General features: G+C 36.0%; 13 protein-coding genes. 11 read left to right on the top strand and 2 right to left on the bottom strand.

Annotated features, from left to right (window positions below):
* Positions 1 to 20: 20 nt before the first annotated feature.
* Genes JKP34_RS12435 through JKP34_RS12425 form a run of 3 tightly spaced genes read left to right on the top strand, consistent with a single transcriptional unit; the run spans position 21 to position 3228 of the window.
* Complete coding sequence (locus JKP34_RS12435) at positions 21 to 1148, top strand: NAD(P)/FAD-dependent oxidoreductase (RefSeq protein ID WP_201921881.1); 1128 nt, start codon at positions 21 to 23, stop codon at positions 1146 to 1148.
* Between the two features lie 56 nt (positions 1149 to 1204).
* Positions 1205 to 2647 carry a Na+/H+ antiporter NhaC gene (gene nhaC, locus JKP34_RS12430; RefSeq protein WP_201921878.1) on the top strand — a complete coding sequence of 481 codons (1443 nt, stop codon included), beginning with the start codon at positions 1205 to 1207 and terminating at the stop codon, positions 2645 to 2647.
* Positions 2644 to 3228 (top strand): 3'-5' exonuclease, encoded by a 585-nt coding sequence (locus JKP34_RS12425; protein ID WP_201921875.1) that lies wholly within the window; start codon positions 2644 to 2646, stop codon positions 3226 to 3228. Before nhaC ends, JKP34_RS12425 begins: the two co-directional genes overlap by 4 nt.
* Here the strand turns inward: JKP34_RS12425 and JKP34_RS12420 are convergent, their stop codons facing one another.
* A complete protein-coding gene (locus tag JKP34_RS12420) occupies positions 3229 to 3777 on the bottom strand; it encodes a hypothetical protein (RefSeq protein ID WP_201921872.1) in 549 nt (182 codons plus the stop codon).
* 150 nt (positions 3778 to 3927) lie between these two features.
* Here JKP34_RS12420 and ispG point away from each other — a divergent pair, with 150 nt between their 5' ends.
* The 8 genes from ispG (at position 3928) to JKP34_RS12380 (ending at position 16474) form a co-directional block, all read left to right on the top strand.
* Entirely contained in the window at positions 3928 to 5883 is a 1956-nt protein-coding gene (gene ispG / locus JKP34_RS12415; RefSeq protein ID WP_201921869.1) for a (E)-4-hydroxy-3-methylbut-2-enyl-diphosphate synthase, read from the top strand.
* Positions 5884 to 5910: 27 nt separating this feature from the next.
* Entirely contained in the window at positions 5911 to 6120 is a 210-nt protein-coding gene (locus JKP34_RS12410; RefSeq protein WP_201921866.1) for a DUF6728 family protein, read from the top strand.
* Entirely contained in the window at positions 6117 to 6476 is a 360-nt protein-coding gene (locus JKP34_RS12405; RefSeq protein WP_201921862.1) for an MmcQ/YjbR family DNA-binding protein, read from the top strand. Before JKP34_RS12410 ends, JKP34_RS12405 begins: the two co-directional genes overlap by 4 nt.
* Before the next feature lie 132 nt (positions 6477 to 6608).
* Positions 6609 to 7667, top strand: coding sequence for a caspase family protein (locus JKP34_RS12400; protein ID WP_201921859.1), 1059 nt, complete (start codon positions 6609 to 6611; stop codon positions 7665 to 7667).
* Positions 7664 to 8293, top strand: coding sequence for a hypothetical protein (locus JKP34_RS12395; protein WP_201921856.1), 630 nt, complete (start codon positions 7664 to 7666; stop codon positions 8291 to 8293). The genes JKP34_RS12400 and JKP34_RS12395 overlap by 4 nt, the downstream gene beginning before the upstream one ends.
* Positions 8290 to 9111 carry a hypothetical protein gene (locus JKP34_RS12390; protein WP_201921853.1) on the top strand — a complete coding sequence of 274 codons (822 nt, stop codon included), beginning with the start codon at positions 8290 to 8292 and terminating at the stop codon, positions 9109 to 9111. Before JKP34_RS12395 ends, JKP34_RS12390 begins: the two co-directional genes overlap by 4 nt.
* Before the next feature lie 11 nt (positions 9112 to 9122).
* Positions 9123 to 15434 (top strand): IPT/TIG domain-containing protein, encoded by a 6312-nt coding sequence (locus JKP34_RS12385; RefSeq protein WP_201921850.1) that lies wholly within the window; start codon positions 9123 to 9125, stop codon positions 15432 to 15434.
* Positions 15431 to 16474, top strand: a complete 1044-nt coding sequence (locus JKP34_RS12380) for a hypothetical protein (protein ID WP_201921847.1) — start codon at positions 15431 to 15433, stop codon at positions 16472 to 16474. The genes JKP34_RS12385 and JKP34_RS12380 overlap by 4 nt, the downstream gene beginning before the upstream one ends.
* On the opposite strand, the gene JKP34_RS18360 is transcribed toward JKP34_RS12380, so the two are convergent.
* Positions 16471 to 18048 carry an OmpA family protein gene (locus JKP34_RS18360; protein ID WP_201921843.1) on the bottom strand — a complete coding sequence of 526 codons (1578 nt, stop codon included), beginning with the start codon at positions 18046 to 18048 and terminating at the stop codon, positions 16471 to 16473. The genes JKP34_RS12380 and JKP34_RS18360 overlap by 4 nt on opposite strands.
* Between the last annotated feature and the right edge of the window lie 97 nt (positions 18049 to 18145).

Raw genomic sequence — 18145 nt, 5'->3', positions numbered from 1 at the left:
TACGACAAAAATTATAAAGCATGCTGAGTTTCTGGGAAAGAGAAAGCTTTACAAAATACGATTTTATAATCATTGGTGGTGGAATAGTGGGTTGTTCAACAGCTTCCCATTTAAAACAAAATTATCCTCACGCTAAGATTGCTATTTTAGAGCGTGGGATGTTTCCTAGCGGTGCCAGTTCAAAAAATGCTGGTTTTGCTTGCTTTGGTAGTTTAACTGAACTTGCTGATGATTTACCCAATATTGGTGAGGATGATCTTGTGAAGCTGGTGAAGAAAAGGTGGGATGGTTTACAGAAGCTTCAATCTATTCTTGGTAAAGAAAATATAGATTTTCAACAGAATAGAGGTTTTGAGCTAATCAGAGATAAAGAGTTAGCGGTATTAGACCAAATAGATTATTTTAACAACCTACTCAGAGGCACCTTTAAATCTGTAGTTTTTAATAACGAGCCTGAATTGGTTAAGTCTTTCGGGTTTGATAAAAAAAGTGTGCATACCATTGTGAGTAATCAGTTTGAAGGCCAGATAGATACAGGAAAAATGATAAGCTCATGGTGGAAGCTTTGTGGTGAGTTGGGTATTAATATATATACCGGAGTTGAAGTAAAATCAGTGGAGGGAAATGGTGAAGTTATCGCCAAAGGGCCTGTTCAGGACGAAGTACACTTTAAGGCAAATAAACTAGCCATATGTACAAATGCTTTTGCTCATAAATTTTATCCACGGGAAGATATTAATCCGGGTAGAGGGATGGTGATGATTACCCAGCCGATTGACAACCTACCTGTTAAAGGTGTATTTCATTACGATGAGGGCTATTTTTACTTCAGAGATGTAGGTAATAGGTTGTTGATAGGTGGAGGTAGAAACCTGGATATGGCCGTTGAAAATACTGATCAGTTTGGTATCAATAACAAGATAAAAGAACAGATCCAAAATGATGTAAAAGAAATGATTCTGCCTGATCAACAGGTTGAATGGGATATGGAGTGGTCAGGTATCATGGCTTTCGGGGCAACCAAAGCACCAATTGTGAAAATGATAAATGATGATATTGCCATGGGGGTAAGACTTGGTGGAATGGGAGTGGCGATTGGTACTCAGGTAGGAGCGGAAATAAGCGAATTACTTATCAGCCAATATTAATTTTTTATTATATTTCGAATCGAAATTTTTGAATACACCTATTTGAACATATATAGATGACGGATTCGCAGCGACTGCCAAGTTTATTTCAAGCTTTTATTCCCATATTATTTTTAATTGTCCTACTTAGTTTAAATGTATATTATTTCGGAGATGGAACCTTAGATGGTTCTAATCAAATCGCCCTTATATTATCTGCAGGTATTGCAGCAATAGTAGCTCTCAGGCTTGGATATAAATGGTCACACATGCTCGATGGTATTGTGGATAGCATAAGCTCCGCAATGTCATCAATACTTATATTATTACTGATAGGTTCATTGGCGGGTACCTGGCTCATTAGTGGTATAGTGCCCGCTATGATTTACTATGGTTTAGAAATTCTTAACCCTACTATATTCTTGTTTGCTGCCTGTATTGTAAGTGCGATCGTTTCACTAGCCACTGGCTCATCATGGAGTACAATTGCTACTTTAGGTGTGGCACTTTTAGGTATCGGACAGACTCTTGGGTTGAGTGAAGGAGTGGTAGCAGGAGCCATTATATCAGGAGCCTATTTCGGTGATAAAATGTCGCCTTTAAGTGATACCACCAACCTTGCTCCTGCAATGGCAGGAACCGACTTATTCACCCACATCAGATACATGGCCTTTACAACAGGGCCAACATTTGTGATTACATTGATTATTTTCTTGATATGGGGTTTAATGAATAGCGGGCAAGCGGATATCGAGCAGACCGCTCTCGTTCAGCAGTCAATTCAGGAAAAATTTAATATCAATTTCTGGTTGTTTTTAGTGCCTGCAGCCGTAATTTTTCTAATTGTTAAAAAGGTTTCGGCCATTCCTGCACTACTTATAGGAACATTACTCGGTGGCGTTTTTGCTATCATATTTCAACCTAATATAATCGAAGTGATATCAGGTGTTACAGGTAACTTTTTTGAGGCTTCGTACAAAGCTGTTATGGTGGCTATGTATGGAGATGTAAGTATTACTACCGGAAATGCTATGGTGAATGAACTGCTTTCAACAGGCGGAATGTACGGCATGCTAAATACGATATGGTTGATCGTGTGTGCTATGATTTTCGGAGGTATTATGGAATCTACAGGGATGCTTAAAGTCATCACAGGTAGTATTATTAAATTAGCTAATTCAACAGGCTCTTTGGTAGCTTCAACAGCAGGTACTTGCGTATTCTTCAATATTACGGCATCAGATCAATATTTAGCCATTGTGGTACCGGGAAGGATGTTTGCTGATACTTATAAAGAAAGAGGTTTAAAACCAGAGGTGTTAAGTAGAACACTGGAAGATTCAGGAACGGTAACAAGTGTTTTAGTTCCATGGAACACCTGTGGTGCCACGCAGTCTTCTGTTTTGGGAGTATCAACATGGGTTTATGCTCCTTATTGTTTCTTCAACATCATAAGTCCTTTTATGACTATCTTATTTGCATACCTCAACATCAAAATCAGAAGATTTACTGATAAATGAGTGAATTAATGGAAATTACCAAAGAGGAAATAAATGAGCTTCCACTATGGAAGTTTGAAGGGGAGATTACGATTCTTGAAGATGATAAGGACTGGGAAGAAGTAATTCCTAAATTGTGGAAAGCGGATATTTTAGGTTTCGATACAGAAGCGAAACCTGCTTTTAAGAAGGGTGTTTATAATCCCGTTTCAGTAATACAGCTAGCCACAGACGATGAAGTGTTTATCATTAGAAACTTATTATGTGGCTTCCCTGGTGATTTGGTAAGAATTTTTGAAGACCCCTCCATCATAAAAGTTGGTGCAGCCATTCGTGATGACTTAAAGGATTTACAAAAACTGCGGAAATTTAAACCTGAGGGTTTTGAAGATATAAGCACGATAGCATCAGAAAATGGAGTGAGGCAGATAGGAGCAAAGAACCTTACCGCTATATTCTTAAAGAAACGAATCTCAAAAGCTCAACAAACCTCAAATTGGGAGCGTGAGCAACTTACCCAAGCTCAGCTAGACTATGCTGCCACTGATGCCTATTTAGGATTAAAAGTGTACGAGGAGTTTCTCAAATTAGGCTGGGCTTAATTAGCTTTTGGTACTTCTCAGCTTTTCTTCAACCAGTTTTACCGGCATATAAAAAGTTCTGATAATATTTTGATAGTCTTCGCTGAATAAAGGGCTAGTTAAAATATATTTTTTAGCCTCAATGATCTCATGACCAAAACCATGATTAATGGCATATTCATCAGCTTTGTGTTCGACTTCCTTTTTAAAGCTTTTAGAAGTCAAATATTTAATGCCATAGCTGATCATACCAAAGTTAGTGTATGATTCATAATCTACTACATGTCCTAATTCATGAGCGAACCATCCTTTAAGTACTTCCTCGGGCAAATCGTGAACATGTGCTTTGTTACTGTCTTTTATATAAATGCCTACTGTTATTTTATAATTTCTACTACTTGAAAATATTTCCGACAAAGCAATTTTGGGCTGAGCCTGCATAGTGGAACTACCTACGCGTTTTTGCTCTACTATCATTTGATGGTGATGCAAAGCGTTAAACTGCTCATAAACGGAGCTGAAACAGTTCTTAATTTTTTTATTGTTAAGGTTGATGTATTCTATTTTCATTTTATCTAATGTTCAGCTAAATAATCTAGCAAGCTCTTTTTTGTTCTAAAATTAATATCAATTGGTGCATTAAAATTCAGCTTTGAAAAATAGTTGTTATACTAACAATTTCCTTATTTTGAAGTTTAAACTGCTAGCTGATAAATTATTATGGATATTCCGGTTAAAGACTTACAGAATTACTGTAACAGCCTTGTAAAATATAGTAGAAGGAAAACAATTCCTGTTCAGGTTGGCAATGTAACCATAGGAGGAGACAGTCCCATAGTGTTGCAATCTATGACCACTGTTGACACGATGGACACTGAGGGTTCTATTGAGCAATCTATAAGGATGATTGAAGCTGGCTGTCAACTAGTTCGTATTACAGCACCTTCTCTTAAAGAAGCTGAGAACCTCAGAGAAATTAAGAAAGGTTTAAGAGCAAAGGGCTATGATACACCTTTAGTGGCCGATATTCACTTCACACCTAATGCAGCTGAGCTAGCGGCTAAGATTGTGGAGAAGGTCCGTGTGAACCCGGGCAATTATGCTGATAAAAAGAAGTTTGAAAACATTGAATACACTGATGAGAGCTATCAGGCTGAACTCGATAGAATAAGAGAACGCTTTCAGCCCTTAGTGAAGATTTGTAAAGAACATGGAACAGCCATGCGCATCGGCACAAATCACGGTTCTCTTTCTGATAGAATTATGAGCCGCTATGGTGATACACCTTTTGGCATGGTTGAATCGGCTTTGGAGTTTATAAGAATCTGTGAAGATTTAGATTTTTATAATATAGTTGTTTCAATGAAGTCTAGTAATCCGCAAGTGATGGTTCAGGCCTATCGCTTATTGGTTAATAAGCTTGATGAAGAAGGATTAAAGCCATATCCGCTTCACTTAGGTGTAACAGAAGCAGGAGAGGCTGAAGATGGTAGAATTAAATCTGCGGTTGGTATTGGCACCCTGTTGGAAGACGGCTTAGGTGATACAATTAGAGTTTCTCTCACTGAAGAGCCTGAATTTGAAATTCCTGTGGCTCGCATGTTAGCAGCACCCTACGGAGAAAGAATTGAACATGAGCCTATTCCTGAAATAGAAGGAATGCCATGCAATCCTTTTGAATACCATAGAAGGGAAACAAAACAGGTAGCAAATATGGGTGCACACGAGGTACCTGTTGTAATGGCTGATTTTTCTACAAAAAAGGAAATCACCCCAGCTTCACTCTTTGGAGTTGGTTATCATTATTCGGTTCCTCTAGATAAATGGTCAATTTCCGATTTTGCCTGTGATTATGTTTTCACTAATACCTTAAAGGTTGATTTTGAAATTCCTGGAACGCTCGGTTTAGTTCATGAGCATAAAACCTGGTTGGAGGAAAAGAACAAGGAAAGAAGATATCCTTTCATCAATCCTAAAGATTATCTGTTAGATGTAGAGCAGCATCCTAAATTAAATTTTATTTACTGCACACTTCCTGATCTAACTGAAGCACTTATTCAGAAACTGAATAATGATGATACAGCAGTTTTACTCATTGATACTTATAACAAACATGGGATGGCCGAACAACGTAGGTTGTTTGTGGAGCTTATGAATAGAGATTGTAAGGCTCCTGTGGTTATAGGAAGAGCTTATCAGAATTTATCTGCTGAAGAAATGCAATTGAAATCAGCAAGCGATATAGGTGCTCTTTTTATTGATGGTTTGGGCGATGGAATATTCATTGCTGCTGAAAATTGTGGAGGAGATAAGGTTGTTAATGAAACAGCTTTTAATATTCTTCAAGCGACCAGAACACGTATATCAAAAACCGAATATATTTCTTGCCCCTCATGTGGGCGAACACTTTTCGATTTGCAGGAAACAACTGCTATGATTCGTGCCAGAACAAATCATTTAAAAGGTGTGAAAATTGGAATAATGGGATGCATAGTAAACGGTCCTGGTGAAATGGCTGATGCAGATTACGGCTATGTGGGATCCGGAAAAGGTAAAATAACGCTTTATAAAGGGCAGGAAGTGATGAAAAGAGGAGTGCCTTCAGAAAAGGCTGTTGATGAATTAATAGAAATAATTAGAGAAGATGGTAACTGGCTTGAACCTGAGAAGGCTTAGACTTGTTGCTACACAAATTAAGAATTCATGCAAGAAGATAATAATAAGAACGCAGGCTGGAAATCATACTTTCAATTTGGAGAAGTAACTAATTATTTCACAAGGTTATTTATAAGGAAAGATCCTGATGCCCCAAGTAATACCAACCTGAAAATGATGCACGGTATTAATAAGATATCAATCATTCTATTCCTAGTCGCTTTGATTATTATGATATCTCGTGCTTTCCTGAGATGAACATAGAAGAATACAGAGCATATTGTTTAAGTAAAAAGGCCACAACTGAAGGCTTCCCATTCGACAATAATACACTGGTGTTCAAGGTAGCCAATAAAATGTTTGCCCTGGCAGATGTAGACCTTTTCACCAGTGTAAACCTGAAATGCGATCCTGAAAGAGCTGTACAGTTAAGAGAACAATATGATGGCTCAATTATTCCAGGTTACCATATGAATAAACAGCATTGGAATACTATTCTAATGGATGGCTCAGTAGGAGATAAGCTTATTAAAGAATTAATAGATCATAGTTATGAACTTATTGTAGCTAGTTTGCCGAAAAAAGTAAAAGCTGAGTTTGGTTTCAAAGATTAATTTCCTGCTGCAACTCGCTGTTAACCAATTATTTTAATATTATGTTCCGCTATGAATACAAAATAATATTTGTATTTTTATAACATGTATTCATGTTTTCATGTTAATAAGCTCTATTCAATTACCTTTCTGTTGTGGTTTCTCGCAACACCAATTTTGCTTTTTTGTCAAGATCATGAAAACAAAACGGCCTTAATAATCGGTAATACCAATTATGAGGTTGGAGCTTTGAAAAACCCTGTAAATGATGCCAAAGACCTTGCGGAGACTTTATCCAAAGTGGGATTTGATGTAATCGTTGCCTATGACCTCACCAATGAAGGCATGAAAGAGGCAGTTAGAGAATTTGGGAAAAAGATAAAAGAAAACCCTGGCATAGCTCTTTTTTATTACTCAGGCCATGGCTTACAAAAAAGTGGTACTAATTATCTCGTTCCTATTGATGCCGATATGGAAGCCTCCTATGAAATTGAGGATGAATGCATGGAAAGCGATCGTGTATTGCGCATGCTCGGATTTATGAAAAACCCACTTAATATTATCATTCTTGATGCTTGTAGAAATAATCCTTTTCCTTCCGATTATAGAAGTCTCAGCGGTGGTGGTTTAGCACAGCCTGCTTCTGCACCCACAGGTTCAATTATAGCTTTTTCAACTGCACCAGGAAGAGTAGCTTCAGATGGTGAAGGTAAAAATGGATTGTATACTCAAGAATTAATAAAAGCTATTAGAACACCTGGGTTGAGCATTGAACAAGTTTTTAAAGCTACTCGAAGAAAAGTAGCTACCATATCTCAGGAAAAGCAAATACCGTGGGAAAATAGCAGTCTTTTAGGAGACTTCTACTTTATTAAATCTCCTGAAGAAACTAAGCCGGAAGAAGCTGCTGGTTATCAAAATATCGTATTTAAAAACCAGATACCTTTTAATTTTGCCACTAGCGTAAATGAAATTACCGGTTATGGTTTGCTGTCATCCGAGAAAGATGAAGTTAAGAATGAGATATTAAGTCATTTTGCCTCTAGTAATGTAAGGGTAAATATACTGATTGATAACATGCTGGATGAATCTATCAGTATAGAAAGCTATTTAGATCGGTTGGCTACATTAAAGGATATTGAAGTAAAAGTTATCAGTCAGGAATTAGACCAGAACGAAAAAATTAAGAGCATTTTTATTGAAAGTGAATGAATTATAAACTGAATAATCCCTTACCTAAAGCGCTATTAATTGTGTTTTTGGCTTTTCTGAGTTTTAACTCAGTAAAAGCGCAAGAGTCTGGCTCAACCGATGAAGTAGTTATATCAGAAGATTTGATGAATTACTTCAAAAAATCTGTACTTAAAAGAGTTAAGCGGCTAGAACACTATATATCAATGATAGCCGATAAAGAGATAGAAGATAAGCTAAGAAGGGACGCTATTGATCAGACCATCGAGTTATTTGAAAGTAATAACAATGTTGTTCAGGTTTCATACATCAGAAATGGAGAAACACAGGTGAAGGATTATCCTGTAAGAACCTATTTTGATAGACTATATGCTATAAAAGCAGAAAAAGTAGATATTACTTTTTACGAAGTTACCCAGCTTACAGATATCCGAAGAGGAATGGATGACAAGTTTTATGCAACAGCCTTTATTTTTCAGGATACTAAAATTTACTATGATAGTGAAAGTGATGTGCCTGATTATCAAGATAAAACAACCAAGGCTATTGATGTAATCATCAAACCTGATACGGTGACAATGGGTGACAAAGCGGTTGTACTCTATCCGGCTAAACTAGGTAATATTAATGTAAAAGAGACTCGATGATTGTAAGGATTAAGCAAATAGTGTTAAGTCTTTTAATACTTGCTTCATTTAGCAGCGTGGCTCAAATAGATGATGTAAAAACTGTAAGTGATTTTACTTTCAGCATTAAAAGTATTGATCAATTCATTGATAGATTTAACTATGATGAAAAGGACCCATTTAGAATTGCATATGAAAAAGCAATGGGTGCAGAAATGCCAGACGGAAGAAGTAAGGCACTACTTTCATTATTTGATTTAGAAATGATTGAGCGTGCCAATGAAGAATATTTAACAAATGTTCAATCATTCATAAAGGAAGCCAATCAAGAAGAGCAAGCCGTGTTCTTAAGTTTTTATGATAGCCACTGGTATGCCAGCTTGGAGATGGATATTAGTTTTGATGGTAAATCATACCGTATGCAGGCTGTTATGGCTAATCATAGTTTTAAAGGCAATAGGTCAGCCTGGACTATCAAAGCCATTAAATGCGAAGCTTTAGGCTGGGACTACGTTACCTCCAAACCCAATATTTTATTACCCCCAAATAGTGAGGGAACTGACTTTATAAATTTCAGACATTTGATTAAGCCCAATAGTGCTGAATTTAATAATAGGCGAAAGAGTGCTGAAATGGAAGAATTCTTTGAATATGTGGCAAAGGGTAGGTTAAGTTTCTCTTATATAAAAGATATTAAGTATTACTTTTTCCAGATTCCAGGCTATGTAATGGTTTTAGATGAATTTAGAAGAGAACGAAGTAATTCAGGTTGGTTAATAAGTAATTTGTTAGCTGTTACATCTGAAGAAAAAAGTAAAATGGAACAAAGAATGTTTTAATCGAATGACTAATGGCGAGAAATAAATATATTCGATTTGTAACAACTTCTATTTTAGTCATTGGTGTTTCTTTCAACCTCCTGGCTCAAACTGTTAACCCTTCGGACTATTGTGCATCTGCAGCTACTAATGCTTCTTATGAGCTTATAGATAAATTTAATTTAAAGGGAGTAGATTATGTTAATGACGGTAGCTGTCAAACTTATCAGGATTTTACAGACATTACTATAGACATTATTCCTGGTGAAAAATTATCAGGCTACATAAAGTTAGGGTCCTGTAATGGTTCTTCAAATGCTAATATGGCTATTTTCATTGATTGGAATGCTGATAAGGACTTTGATGATGTTGGCGAGAAGGCTTTCCAGTCAACTAACAGTACGGTAACAAACAATCGAAATTTTGAAATACAGGTACCCAATAATGTGAATTATGATGAAGCTTTTATGCTTCGAGTAGTTTTAGCATATAATACTACAAATGTAATTGCCTGTGGCAACTATAGTTATGGAGAGACGCAGGATTATTCAGCCAAACTTAAATATAAACCAATTTTAGCATTACAAAGTGGAAATCCGTTTGGTACCGGGCTGGCCAATACCCTCATTACAACTGCTGTAGATATAGATAATGATAAAGACATGGATTTCCTTATGGGAAATACACTATTCAGAAATAATGGAATTGAGAATACACTAAGTTTTAGCACAAGTTATTTTTCTACAAGTAGAAATGGTACCTGGGCAGATATAGATGGCAATGGCTTTATGGATTTAATAACTTATAATGCTATTTATTATAATGAAGATGGAACACTCAACTATGCTGCTGCTGCGCTAGGAGGTAATAATGATAATATTGCAGTTGCAGACATTGATCAGGATGGTGATCTGGATGTGTTAAATGAAGAACTTTATATCCAAAATGAGTCTAAGAGTTTTGAAGTTGCTTCTACCCCTGACTTGGGAGTTAATACCTTCTTTTCGGACTATGACAAGGATGGTGATCTGGATATTATCGCCAATAATATCATTACAACCAATAGATCAGGCACTTTTGTAAGAACTCATGAATTGTTTAACGCCACAGGAGGAACCAACTTCGGTAAAATGTGGGAATCTGACCTTGATGGAGATGGTGAAGTTGAATTACTTAACAAAGTAATTGAATATGAATATGGTGCACCTCCTTATTATTACTGGTATTATAGAAACACAAATAATGTTTTCGAAAGCTTAGATGAAATCTATCTTAACGCGTCTTACATAGATACAGATGCTTTCGACATACACGGTGTCTATGATCTGAATAATGATGGCGTTCAGGAAGTAATAGTTATAGAAAAGGTAGTGTTCGAAAATGCAGTTTTAAAGCTATTAAATCTCGTTGATGGTGAACTACAACCTGTTCAGTATATTGAACTGGCTGAAGAATACACTAAATTAATTATTGGTGATTTCTATAATCATGGAAAACTAGACATAATTAGTTTACAAGGGGGATCTTCAAAGATCTTAAAAAATATTTCAGAAAATACAGCTCAATCCCCATCTGTCCCTGCCAATTTAAAAAGCACCCAATCAGAAGCTGGTAATGTTCTTTTAGAATGGGGTGCTTCAAATGATCCCAAGGCTAATTCAGCCAGCTTATTCTATAATGTTTATATTAGAAGAGGTTTGGATACCATTAAAACTGTTAATGCCCATCATGATGGCACATTAAAAACGTATTTGAATGGTAATGTTTATCCGGCTACCTCCACTTTAATTAAAGATTTGCCTATAGGATTGTATCATTGGAGCGTTCAAGCAATTAATAATGGCTTTTCAGGAAGTGCCTTTGCACCGGAACAATCTTTTGAAGTAACAGAAGGTGATGAAGCCGTTAATTTTATTGAAGGCAGTGGTGAAGTGACAACCATTTATGATAAAAGAGCTGAAGAGTATTATATGATAAGTGAGGTTTCTAATGATCTTTATTTAAATATAATAAATAGTAAAAATTTACAACGGGAATCAGTTTCCATTAAAGTAAACGAAAGTACCGGAGATTTTAGCAAGCCAAAAATGGTGCTTAATCAGAGTAATACTAAACTGACAATACTATGGCAAGAAAGGATATCAAGCAATAATTATAATGTTTTTGCAAAAACCTATAACACAAGTAATCTGTCAGTAGCCATTCCGGAAACAGAAATAATCACTGATCCTTTTGATATAAATGGTCTTGAGTTTGATTGCCCTGAATCAAGTTTCGGTAACAAATTTCCAGTAGTATACTTAGCGAGAAATGCCTACAGCGAAGACGCAGTCGGTGCTAAACTAAATTTAGATGTTTCTGGATCAACCTTTGCAATATCTGATAATCAACCAATAGACATGAGTGGGATACAGCATTTACACGACCTTGATGTGTTGAAGCTTGATCATAGTAGACAATATTTAGTGGCTATGCTTGAAAATTCTGATCCGTCAACTTCTGATTTTGAAATATCGCTATTTGTTAATGGACAATCTAGTGCTGTTCAATTAGATTTAATAGATGCTAATCTCAATAAACTGGCATCAGCAAACTCTCATTATTATGGATATGCTTTTTCTCCTCAGCTTACCTATAATCCAATTACCAGAAAAGCTTTCCTTTCCTTTCAGCAGTATTTCTCACAAGGTCTAAGTTCTTCAGGTACTAATTACTTATTCAACTACGAAATTGTGGGGGGAAATATAACAGTTATCAATTCATCTACCCCTAGTATAGTGTACGAAAAGGTGCCTAATAATCTGAGTGTAGCACAATACCAAGGTGGAGTGGATATTGGTTCCTCTAAACCTCACGCTTTATATAATGCTTCTAGAAATGAATATGCTTTATTCTGGTTTAATGATCTCATATTGGGAAGTTTAGCCCAAGGTTATGATGTTGTGGATAACAATTTGGTATATAATGATGAAATACCTATACCAAACCTAAATCGTTCAATTCAAGATGTTGCCTATAATAGTGATCAAAATAATTATCTGGTATCATGGTTGGACGCTGGTAATGTTTATTGGCAGAGATTTGTATTACCAAAATATGATCCTCCCTCACTTTCTGGAATGGATAATTATGAAGCATATGCTGGTGAAACCGTTACTATTTATGGGGAGAATTTTGGGAAGGTACCCAGTCTAAATCGTGTTTATTTCGGGCAATTTGAGGCGCAAATTACTGGTTCTGGCGATAGTAGAAATCAATTGGTTGTAGAAGTTCCGGCCGGCTTGAACCGGGAACCAGTTCCTATCAGGATTATATATGATGATCAGGAAGGAACCTCTGAAGAGATATTTACTTTTGAAGCTTTAACATTACCGACAATAAATGAACTCACAGTTGTTGAAGGTGAAGCTGGAGATGTTCTGGGAATTGCGGGAGATAAATTTCCTGATCTAAAAGAAGAGATCGAGGTTAAAATAGGAAGTATTCTTATTGATGTTGACAATATAATTAGCTTAAGTAATTCAACTATTGAATTTGTTGTACCTAATAATCTACCAAGAGGAGAGGCCATAGTAAGTGTGACAGTGCAGGGGCAAACAGTCGAAGCTCCTGAAACTTTCCGGATGATTATTCCACCAAGTATTACAGAAGTGAGTCCTTTAACGGGTAAAACTTGTGATAATATTACTATAAGAGGTAATAACTTCAGCAATAATCAATCAGATGTTAAAATCAGATTAAATGCTACACTAGTAGAAGCTGAAAATGTAGTGGCTACCAGTAATAATACACTTATTTTACGTTTGCCTGCAGGACTTAGTGATAGCCTTTCAGTTTCAGTAGAAACTGATGATAGAATAGATACTTTCAATATTAAATACTTTGCCTTATCTGGTGCTGATATCCTTAATCAGAGTCACGTAAATTATGTGAGTAAGGCAGAATTAGATGCTGGTGTTGATGTGGGATTTACAATACGCGAATTGTGTGCCATCGATACGGTTTACTTTCATTTTTCAACTGATCAAGAGTGGGATAGTGTTGGAATAGTTGCTGAAGATGAAACTATCAGGAGAACAATTAATAGCTCTGTCTTTAATGGAAAGGATATGTTGCGCTATTATTTCCAAATAATTGACAAAGCAGGCTTGTCAAATAGAACGGATACACTAACAATAAACTATCAGCAGTTTATTTCCATTCAAGGTCTTGAAGGAGAGAGTGGTGATACTGTAAAATTCATGGGTAGACGTTTCAGCAAGTCTAGTTCTCCCTTTGAATGGGAAGTATCAATAGGTGATGCTCAGATTAGTGTAAGTGATGTTGTTGAAATGACTGACTCAACTTTTGCCTTTCAGGTTCCTATTGAACTGGAGCGTGGCGTACATCCAATCTCTGCAAGCTTACGCGGTAAAACACTATTAAATAATGAGAATTTCAGAAAGATAATTCCTCCTGAAATCACTAATATTTCACCATTATCTGGCACCAGTTGTACTGAAGTAACTATCAGTGGCAATAACTTTGAAAATGAGTTTAGTCAAATGACTTTAAAATTTGGAGATATAACTGTGGCTTCTTCTGATGTTATTTCAACCAATGCTGAGGAGATAAGATTAACAGTTCCTGAAGGTATATCAGGAACATACTCAATTAGTTTAACAACAGATGACAGAACCAGTGAATTTGGAACTGAATTTAACGTACTAAGAGGAATTGATATCCAGGAAGAGTCAACGCCACCATATATTGAATTAACCCAGGCAACGGATAAAGTAGATGTTGGAGTGTCCTTGCGTGATGACTGTACAATGGATGCTATTAAATTTTATAGAAAGGGAATTACGGAATCTGGAACATTTAGAGAAGGTGAAATTTCTTTCTTAAATGGTTTTTACCAATCTACTATTACCGAGGAGGAGTTTGATGATGATCCATTGGGCATTCAATATTATTTTGAAATAATTGATGTTTCTGGTGATACTATTTACTCTGATACCAAGAGGATAGGTAAATACTTAAAAGAAGCAGATAGTGTAAATACCGATGCCTCATCATTTTTTAACTTTGGTACGAGCATAGAAGATTATCAGATAATTAGCCTTCCGTATGTTTTTAATCCAAATGATGTAAGCTTCGTTTTCAAAGATTTGCCGAGTAATGGAAATCAAGCTAATATTAAAAAGTGGCGAATGTTTCGCTACAGTAATGATAAAGGCGTTACTGAAGAATATGGACCAACGACATTTAATGAAGTAAATCCCGGAGAAGGCTATTGGGTAATTATGAAGGAAGCCCAAAGTATCAACTTGGTTCAGGGGCAAACTGTAGATGTTACTTCAGCTCCTTTTACAATCACTTTAAAGCCAGGATGGAATCAAATAGGAAACCCTTATTTGTTTGATTTAGATTGGAGAAATGTTGAAGCTGCTAATCCTTCACTAAACGAAGCGGAAGAATTAATCATTTATCAGGATGGTACGTTTTCGAATAGTACAGTACTTAAGGTTTACCAAGGAGGCTTTATTAAATATAACGGAAGTTCGGATGTTGAAATAGTTATCCCTTATCAAACTCAAACATCCAATAGACTTGCGGCAAGCTTAACTCCAAAACTAAGCAATCCATTAGAATGGCATTTACCAATTTCAGTCTCAAAGAAAGACTTGGCATATCACTTATTTGCTATAGGTGAATTGGAAAGTGCTCAAGAGGGATTGGATAACTATGATCAGCATTTATTACCTGATTTCTTATTTGATTTTGGCGCTTTCTTCAGTCAAAACACCAATGAACTACTTTCTCAAGACTTCAGAGGGATAGATTTTGTGAATATTAAGGAGTGGAGCTTCCAGGTAAGTAATCAGGGGAAGGAAAGTGTTACTTTGAGATGGGATCAGGCTTATTTACCTGAAGAATCATATCTTTGGCTATATGATGTTAGTGCCAATAGCTTAATCAATATGAAAGAAATATCGACTTATGAGATTCATAAAACTGGTATTGCTGAGATTCAATTGATTAAAGGTGATAGAGATGAAGTAATAAAACACTTGAAACCTCTAGACATTTATCTTCAACAACTTTATCCTAACCCATTTGAAAAGGACTTTACTGCAGTTTTAGGTTTACCAGAACGTAATTCGACTTTTAATCTTCAATTTATGCTTTACGACTTAAATGGCAGTTTGATTTACAAGCGTAAAATGGTATTGAATTCAGGGTATCATGAGGTTATTTTTAACGATGAGGCTATAACGGAATTAATAAAAGGTGTGTACATCTTACAGGTAGAAATAGATGGAAAACCAATAAGTGAAACTTATAAACTGCTTAAGAAATGAGAAAAAAGATCATCTATATCGGTTTATTACAAGCATTCTTACTTATTAATGTTCGTTTATCGTTGGCTCAAAACTCTATCAGTAAGGCAAATGAAACTGTTATCATTAATGCCTCTCAGCAAGTAGTAGAAAACTATACCAGATACTTAGAATTACTAGCATCAGAATCAGATGCCGAATTACTTGATGTTTACAAAGCTGAATTGCTTAAATCAGTTGAGAAGGATAGCATATACGTTTACAATGATCTTATTCCTCCTAAAAGACGACCTGCAGAGAGAGATCAAAATATCGATCCACTGACTACTTATTTTGACGATATTAGCTCAAGGTACAGGGAGGGCCTGAAGATGGTGTTTAGCAATTTCAAAACCAGTAAAATATACAATGATAAAGAACGCCAGCGCTTTTTTGTAAAAGTAAGTGCGGATAGGGTGATAGATGGAACCTATTTCTACAAAAATGAAAAAGAGGCTGTTAACTATAATGAAACCATCGATTTCTATGTAAGTATTCAGTTGCAAGAAAACGGACTACCGGTTAGTAAAATCTACTCAGTGTTTCTTCATGAAGATAATTTACAAAGTTTTGAGGAAGTAAAAGTAGTGGAAAAATCAATCCCTATTATAATTGAAGACCTTGATCGTAATCAGGTGTTTAAGAAAGGAAAGGAGTATGAATTAAAATGGGATGGGGGAGAAGTTTATGAACGATTGAGTTTGAATTTATACCAGCTAGGTAAAAGAGGAAAGATTGCTACAATAGATAGTACATTTTTCAATAATAATCGTCAACGTTTTACTATTCCGAAATCAGTAAAGGTCGGAAGCAATTATTATTTTGAAATCAAAAAACTAGATTCAGAAGAAGAACCTTTTAAAAGCAGATATTTTAAAGTTAAAAGAAGAATTCCAGTGGTTGCTACGATTGGAGTTCCTGTGGCAATAACTACCTTAATTGTTTATTTAATAGTTGCTCAGCCGGAAGCTGCTGCTGTTGAACCCGATTTGCCAGAGTCACCATTGATTGAGAATAATTAAAAGAAATAGAATTCAACCCTTCTGTTAAGTTCCCTTCCTTCAAATTCATCATCGTTGGTGGCAATGGGCCTTTCCTTACCTTCGCAACTGATTTCTAGCCTGTTAGCATTTATGCCTAAATCAACCAATTCCTGTTTAACATTTCTTGACCTTCGGCAAGAGAGGTCTTTGTTTACATCTTCACCACCAATGCCATCGGTGTGTCCTTCTATCATTAATTTGTAATTAGGATTAGCCTCCATTTCTTTAGCTATGGCACTTAGAAGTCCGTTAAACTTGCTTTGCAGCTTGTCTGAATCAAATTTGAAGTAAACATTCTTGTTTATCTTTTTTCCTTTTTTACCAGCGTTAAGTAATTCTATTGTTTCATCTGCCACGCCAATCCCTAATTTCTGACCTATTTTTTCGAAGAAGGTTAAATCTTCTGGTACTTCTTGAGCTGCAACTTCAGTCTCTTCAACTGCTACTACATCCTCTTCAAGGGCACCACTGGTTTCATCATTATTAGCAATTGATCCTGAAAAAACAGATGATGTTTCTGAGGCGGTAATAGTAGTGCTATCGATTTCAGGTATGTTTGAATCTTTTTTTGTAGAATCAATTTGTCCGAAATTAGCGACTAATGGAGCATCGGTTGAAGCGTTAACACCGGCTATATTCACTTTTTTCTTTTTGCCTCCCTTTTTGATCTTGGCTTTCAATTCTTCTGACAATGTTGCTCTCCAGATATTTCTGTTCGATGCCCCAGAAGGATAAGAATCATAATACAGATAGTTTAAGCTAGGATCAATGGATACAAAGGTTTCCTCGTAAGGTGAATTGATGATGTTTCCTAAATTCTCAGGTTCGCTCCAGTCATCCCAGGCATCACTTTGTCTCTGGCTCATGTAAAGATCTGCACCGCCTTGACCACCATCTCTATAACTTGCAAAGAATAGTGTATAACCATCATTTGTTAAAAAAGGAGCAAAATCGGCTTTATTCGAATTAATGATTTTCCCCATGGTCATTGGGGTACTATAAGTTTTAGAATTGGGTTGGTAAATGCTATAATATAAATCTTGATTACCTTCAGTGTCTTTTCTTTCAACTGCCATTAGAATAACATTGTCCTTAAAGTTGACGTCAAAATCTACATAAGGACTTTTATTATAATAACCATCAATCTCCATCTCCTGAGCTCTTTTCTCGTTTTTGTAAAAAAGGGCTAAAGTGGAGCCTACACCTTTATAATCAGCATTTACAAAGACTAATGAATCTCCACTGGCACTGGCCCGTACCAAGTCATTGGCTTTTTTATCATTATAAGGTTCACCCAGATTCTTTGGTTTTGACCAACTGTTGTTTGCCCCTGAACGGGTTTCCCATACATCCTGAAAGTCTTTTTCACCTTTAATATTACCCGGATGAAACCGTCTATTAATGTAGAGCACAGAGCCATCATCAGAAATAATGGGTCTAACATCCTGATATCGACCGTTTACGGTAGAGGGTAGTTCTTCTGTAGTAATCTTTTCCTGCGCAGTACAAACTGCTGATGTAAATAAAATTAATATGCTAAAAAAGTACTTCACAAATATATTTACTTATAATACCAAAGTAAATATATTATTTCCTTTGGACTTTGAACTAATTGTAATTTTAAAATATCTATCAGTACACTATTTCAAG

The sequence above is a fragment of the Marivirga atlantica genome, from assembly GCF_016734805.1.
In the GTDB taxonomy this organism is placed as follows: Bacteria; Bacteroidota; Bacteroidia; order Cytophagales; family Cyclobacteriaceae; genus Marivirga; species Marivirga atlantica.
The sequence above is the reverse complement of the archived record's forward strand: the minus strand, read 5'-3'. Positions and strand labels throughout refer to the sequence as shown.

Excerpts from the sequence above, each read along its gene's own strand:
- JKP34_RS12435 (WP_201921881.1), top strand. The coding sequence starts at position 21 with ATGCTGAGTTTCTGGGAAAGAGAAAGCTTTACAAAATACGATTTTATA.
- nhaC (WP_201921878.1), top strand. The coding sequence starts at position 1,205 with ATGACGGATTCGCAGCGACTGCCAAGTTTATTTCAAGCTTTTATTCCC.
- JKP34_RS12425 (WP_201921875.1), top strand. The coding sequence starts at position 2,644 with ATGAGTGAATTAATGGAAATTACCAAAGAGGAAATAAATGAGCTTCCA.
- JKP34_RS12420 (WP_201921872.1), bottom strand. The coding sequence starts at position 3,777 with ATGAAAATAGAATACATCAACCTTAACAATAAAAAAATTAAGAACTGT.
- ispG (WP_201921869.1), top strand. The coding sequence starts at position 3,928 with ATGGATATTCCGGTTAAAGACTTACAGAATTACTGTAACAGCCTTGTA.
- JKP34_RS12410 (WP_201921866.1), top strand. The coding sequence starts at position 5,911 with ATGCAAGAAGATAATAATAAGAACGCAGGCTGGAAATCATACTTTCAA.
- JKP34_RS12405 (WP_201921862.1), top strand. The coding sequence starts at position 6,117 with ATGAACATAGAAGAATACAGAGCATATTGTTTAAGTAAAAAGGCCACA.
- JKP34_RS12395 (WP_201921856.1), top strand. The coding sequence starts at position 7,664 with ATGAATTATAAACTGAATAATCCCTTACCTAAAGCGCTATTAATTGTG.
- JKP34_RS12390 (WP_201921853.1), top strand. The coding sequence starts at position 8,290 with ATGATTGTAAGGATTAAGCAAATAGTGTTAAGTCTTTTAATACTTGCT.
- JKP34_RS12385 (WP_201921850.1), top strand. The coding sequence starts at position 9,123 with ATGGCGAGAAATAAATATATTCGATTTGTAACAACTTCTATTTTAGTC.
- JKP34_RS12380 (WP_201921847.1), top strand. The coding sequence starts at position 15,431 with ATGAGAAAAAAGATCATCTATATCGGTTTATTACAAGCATTCTTACTT.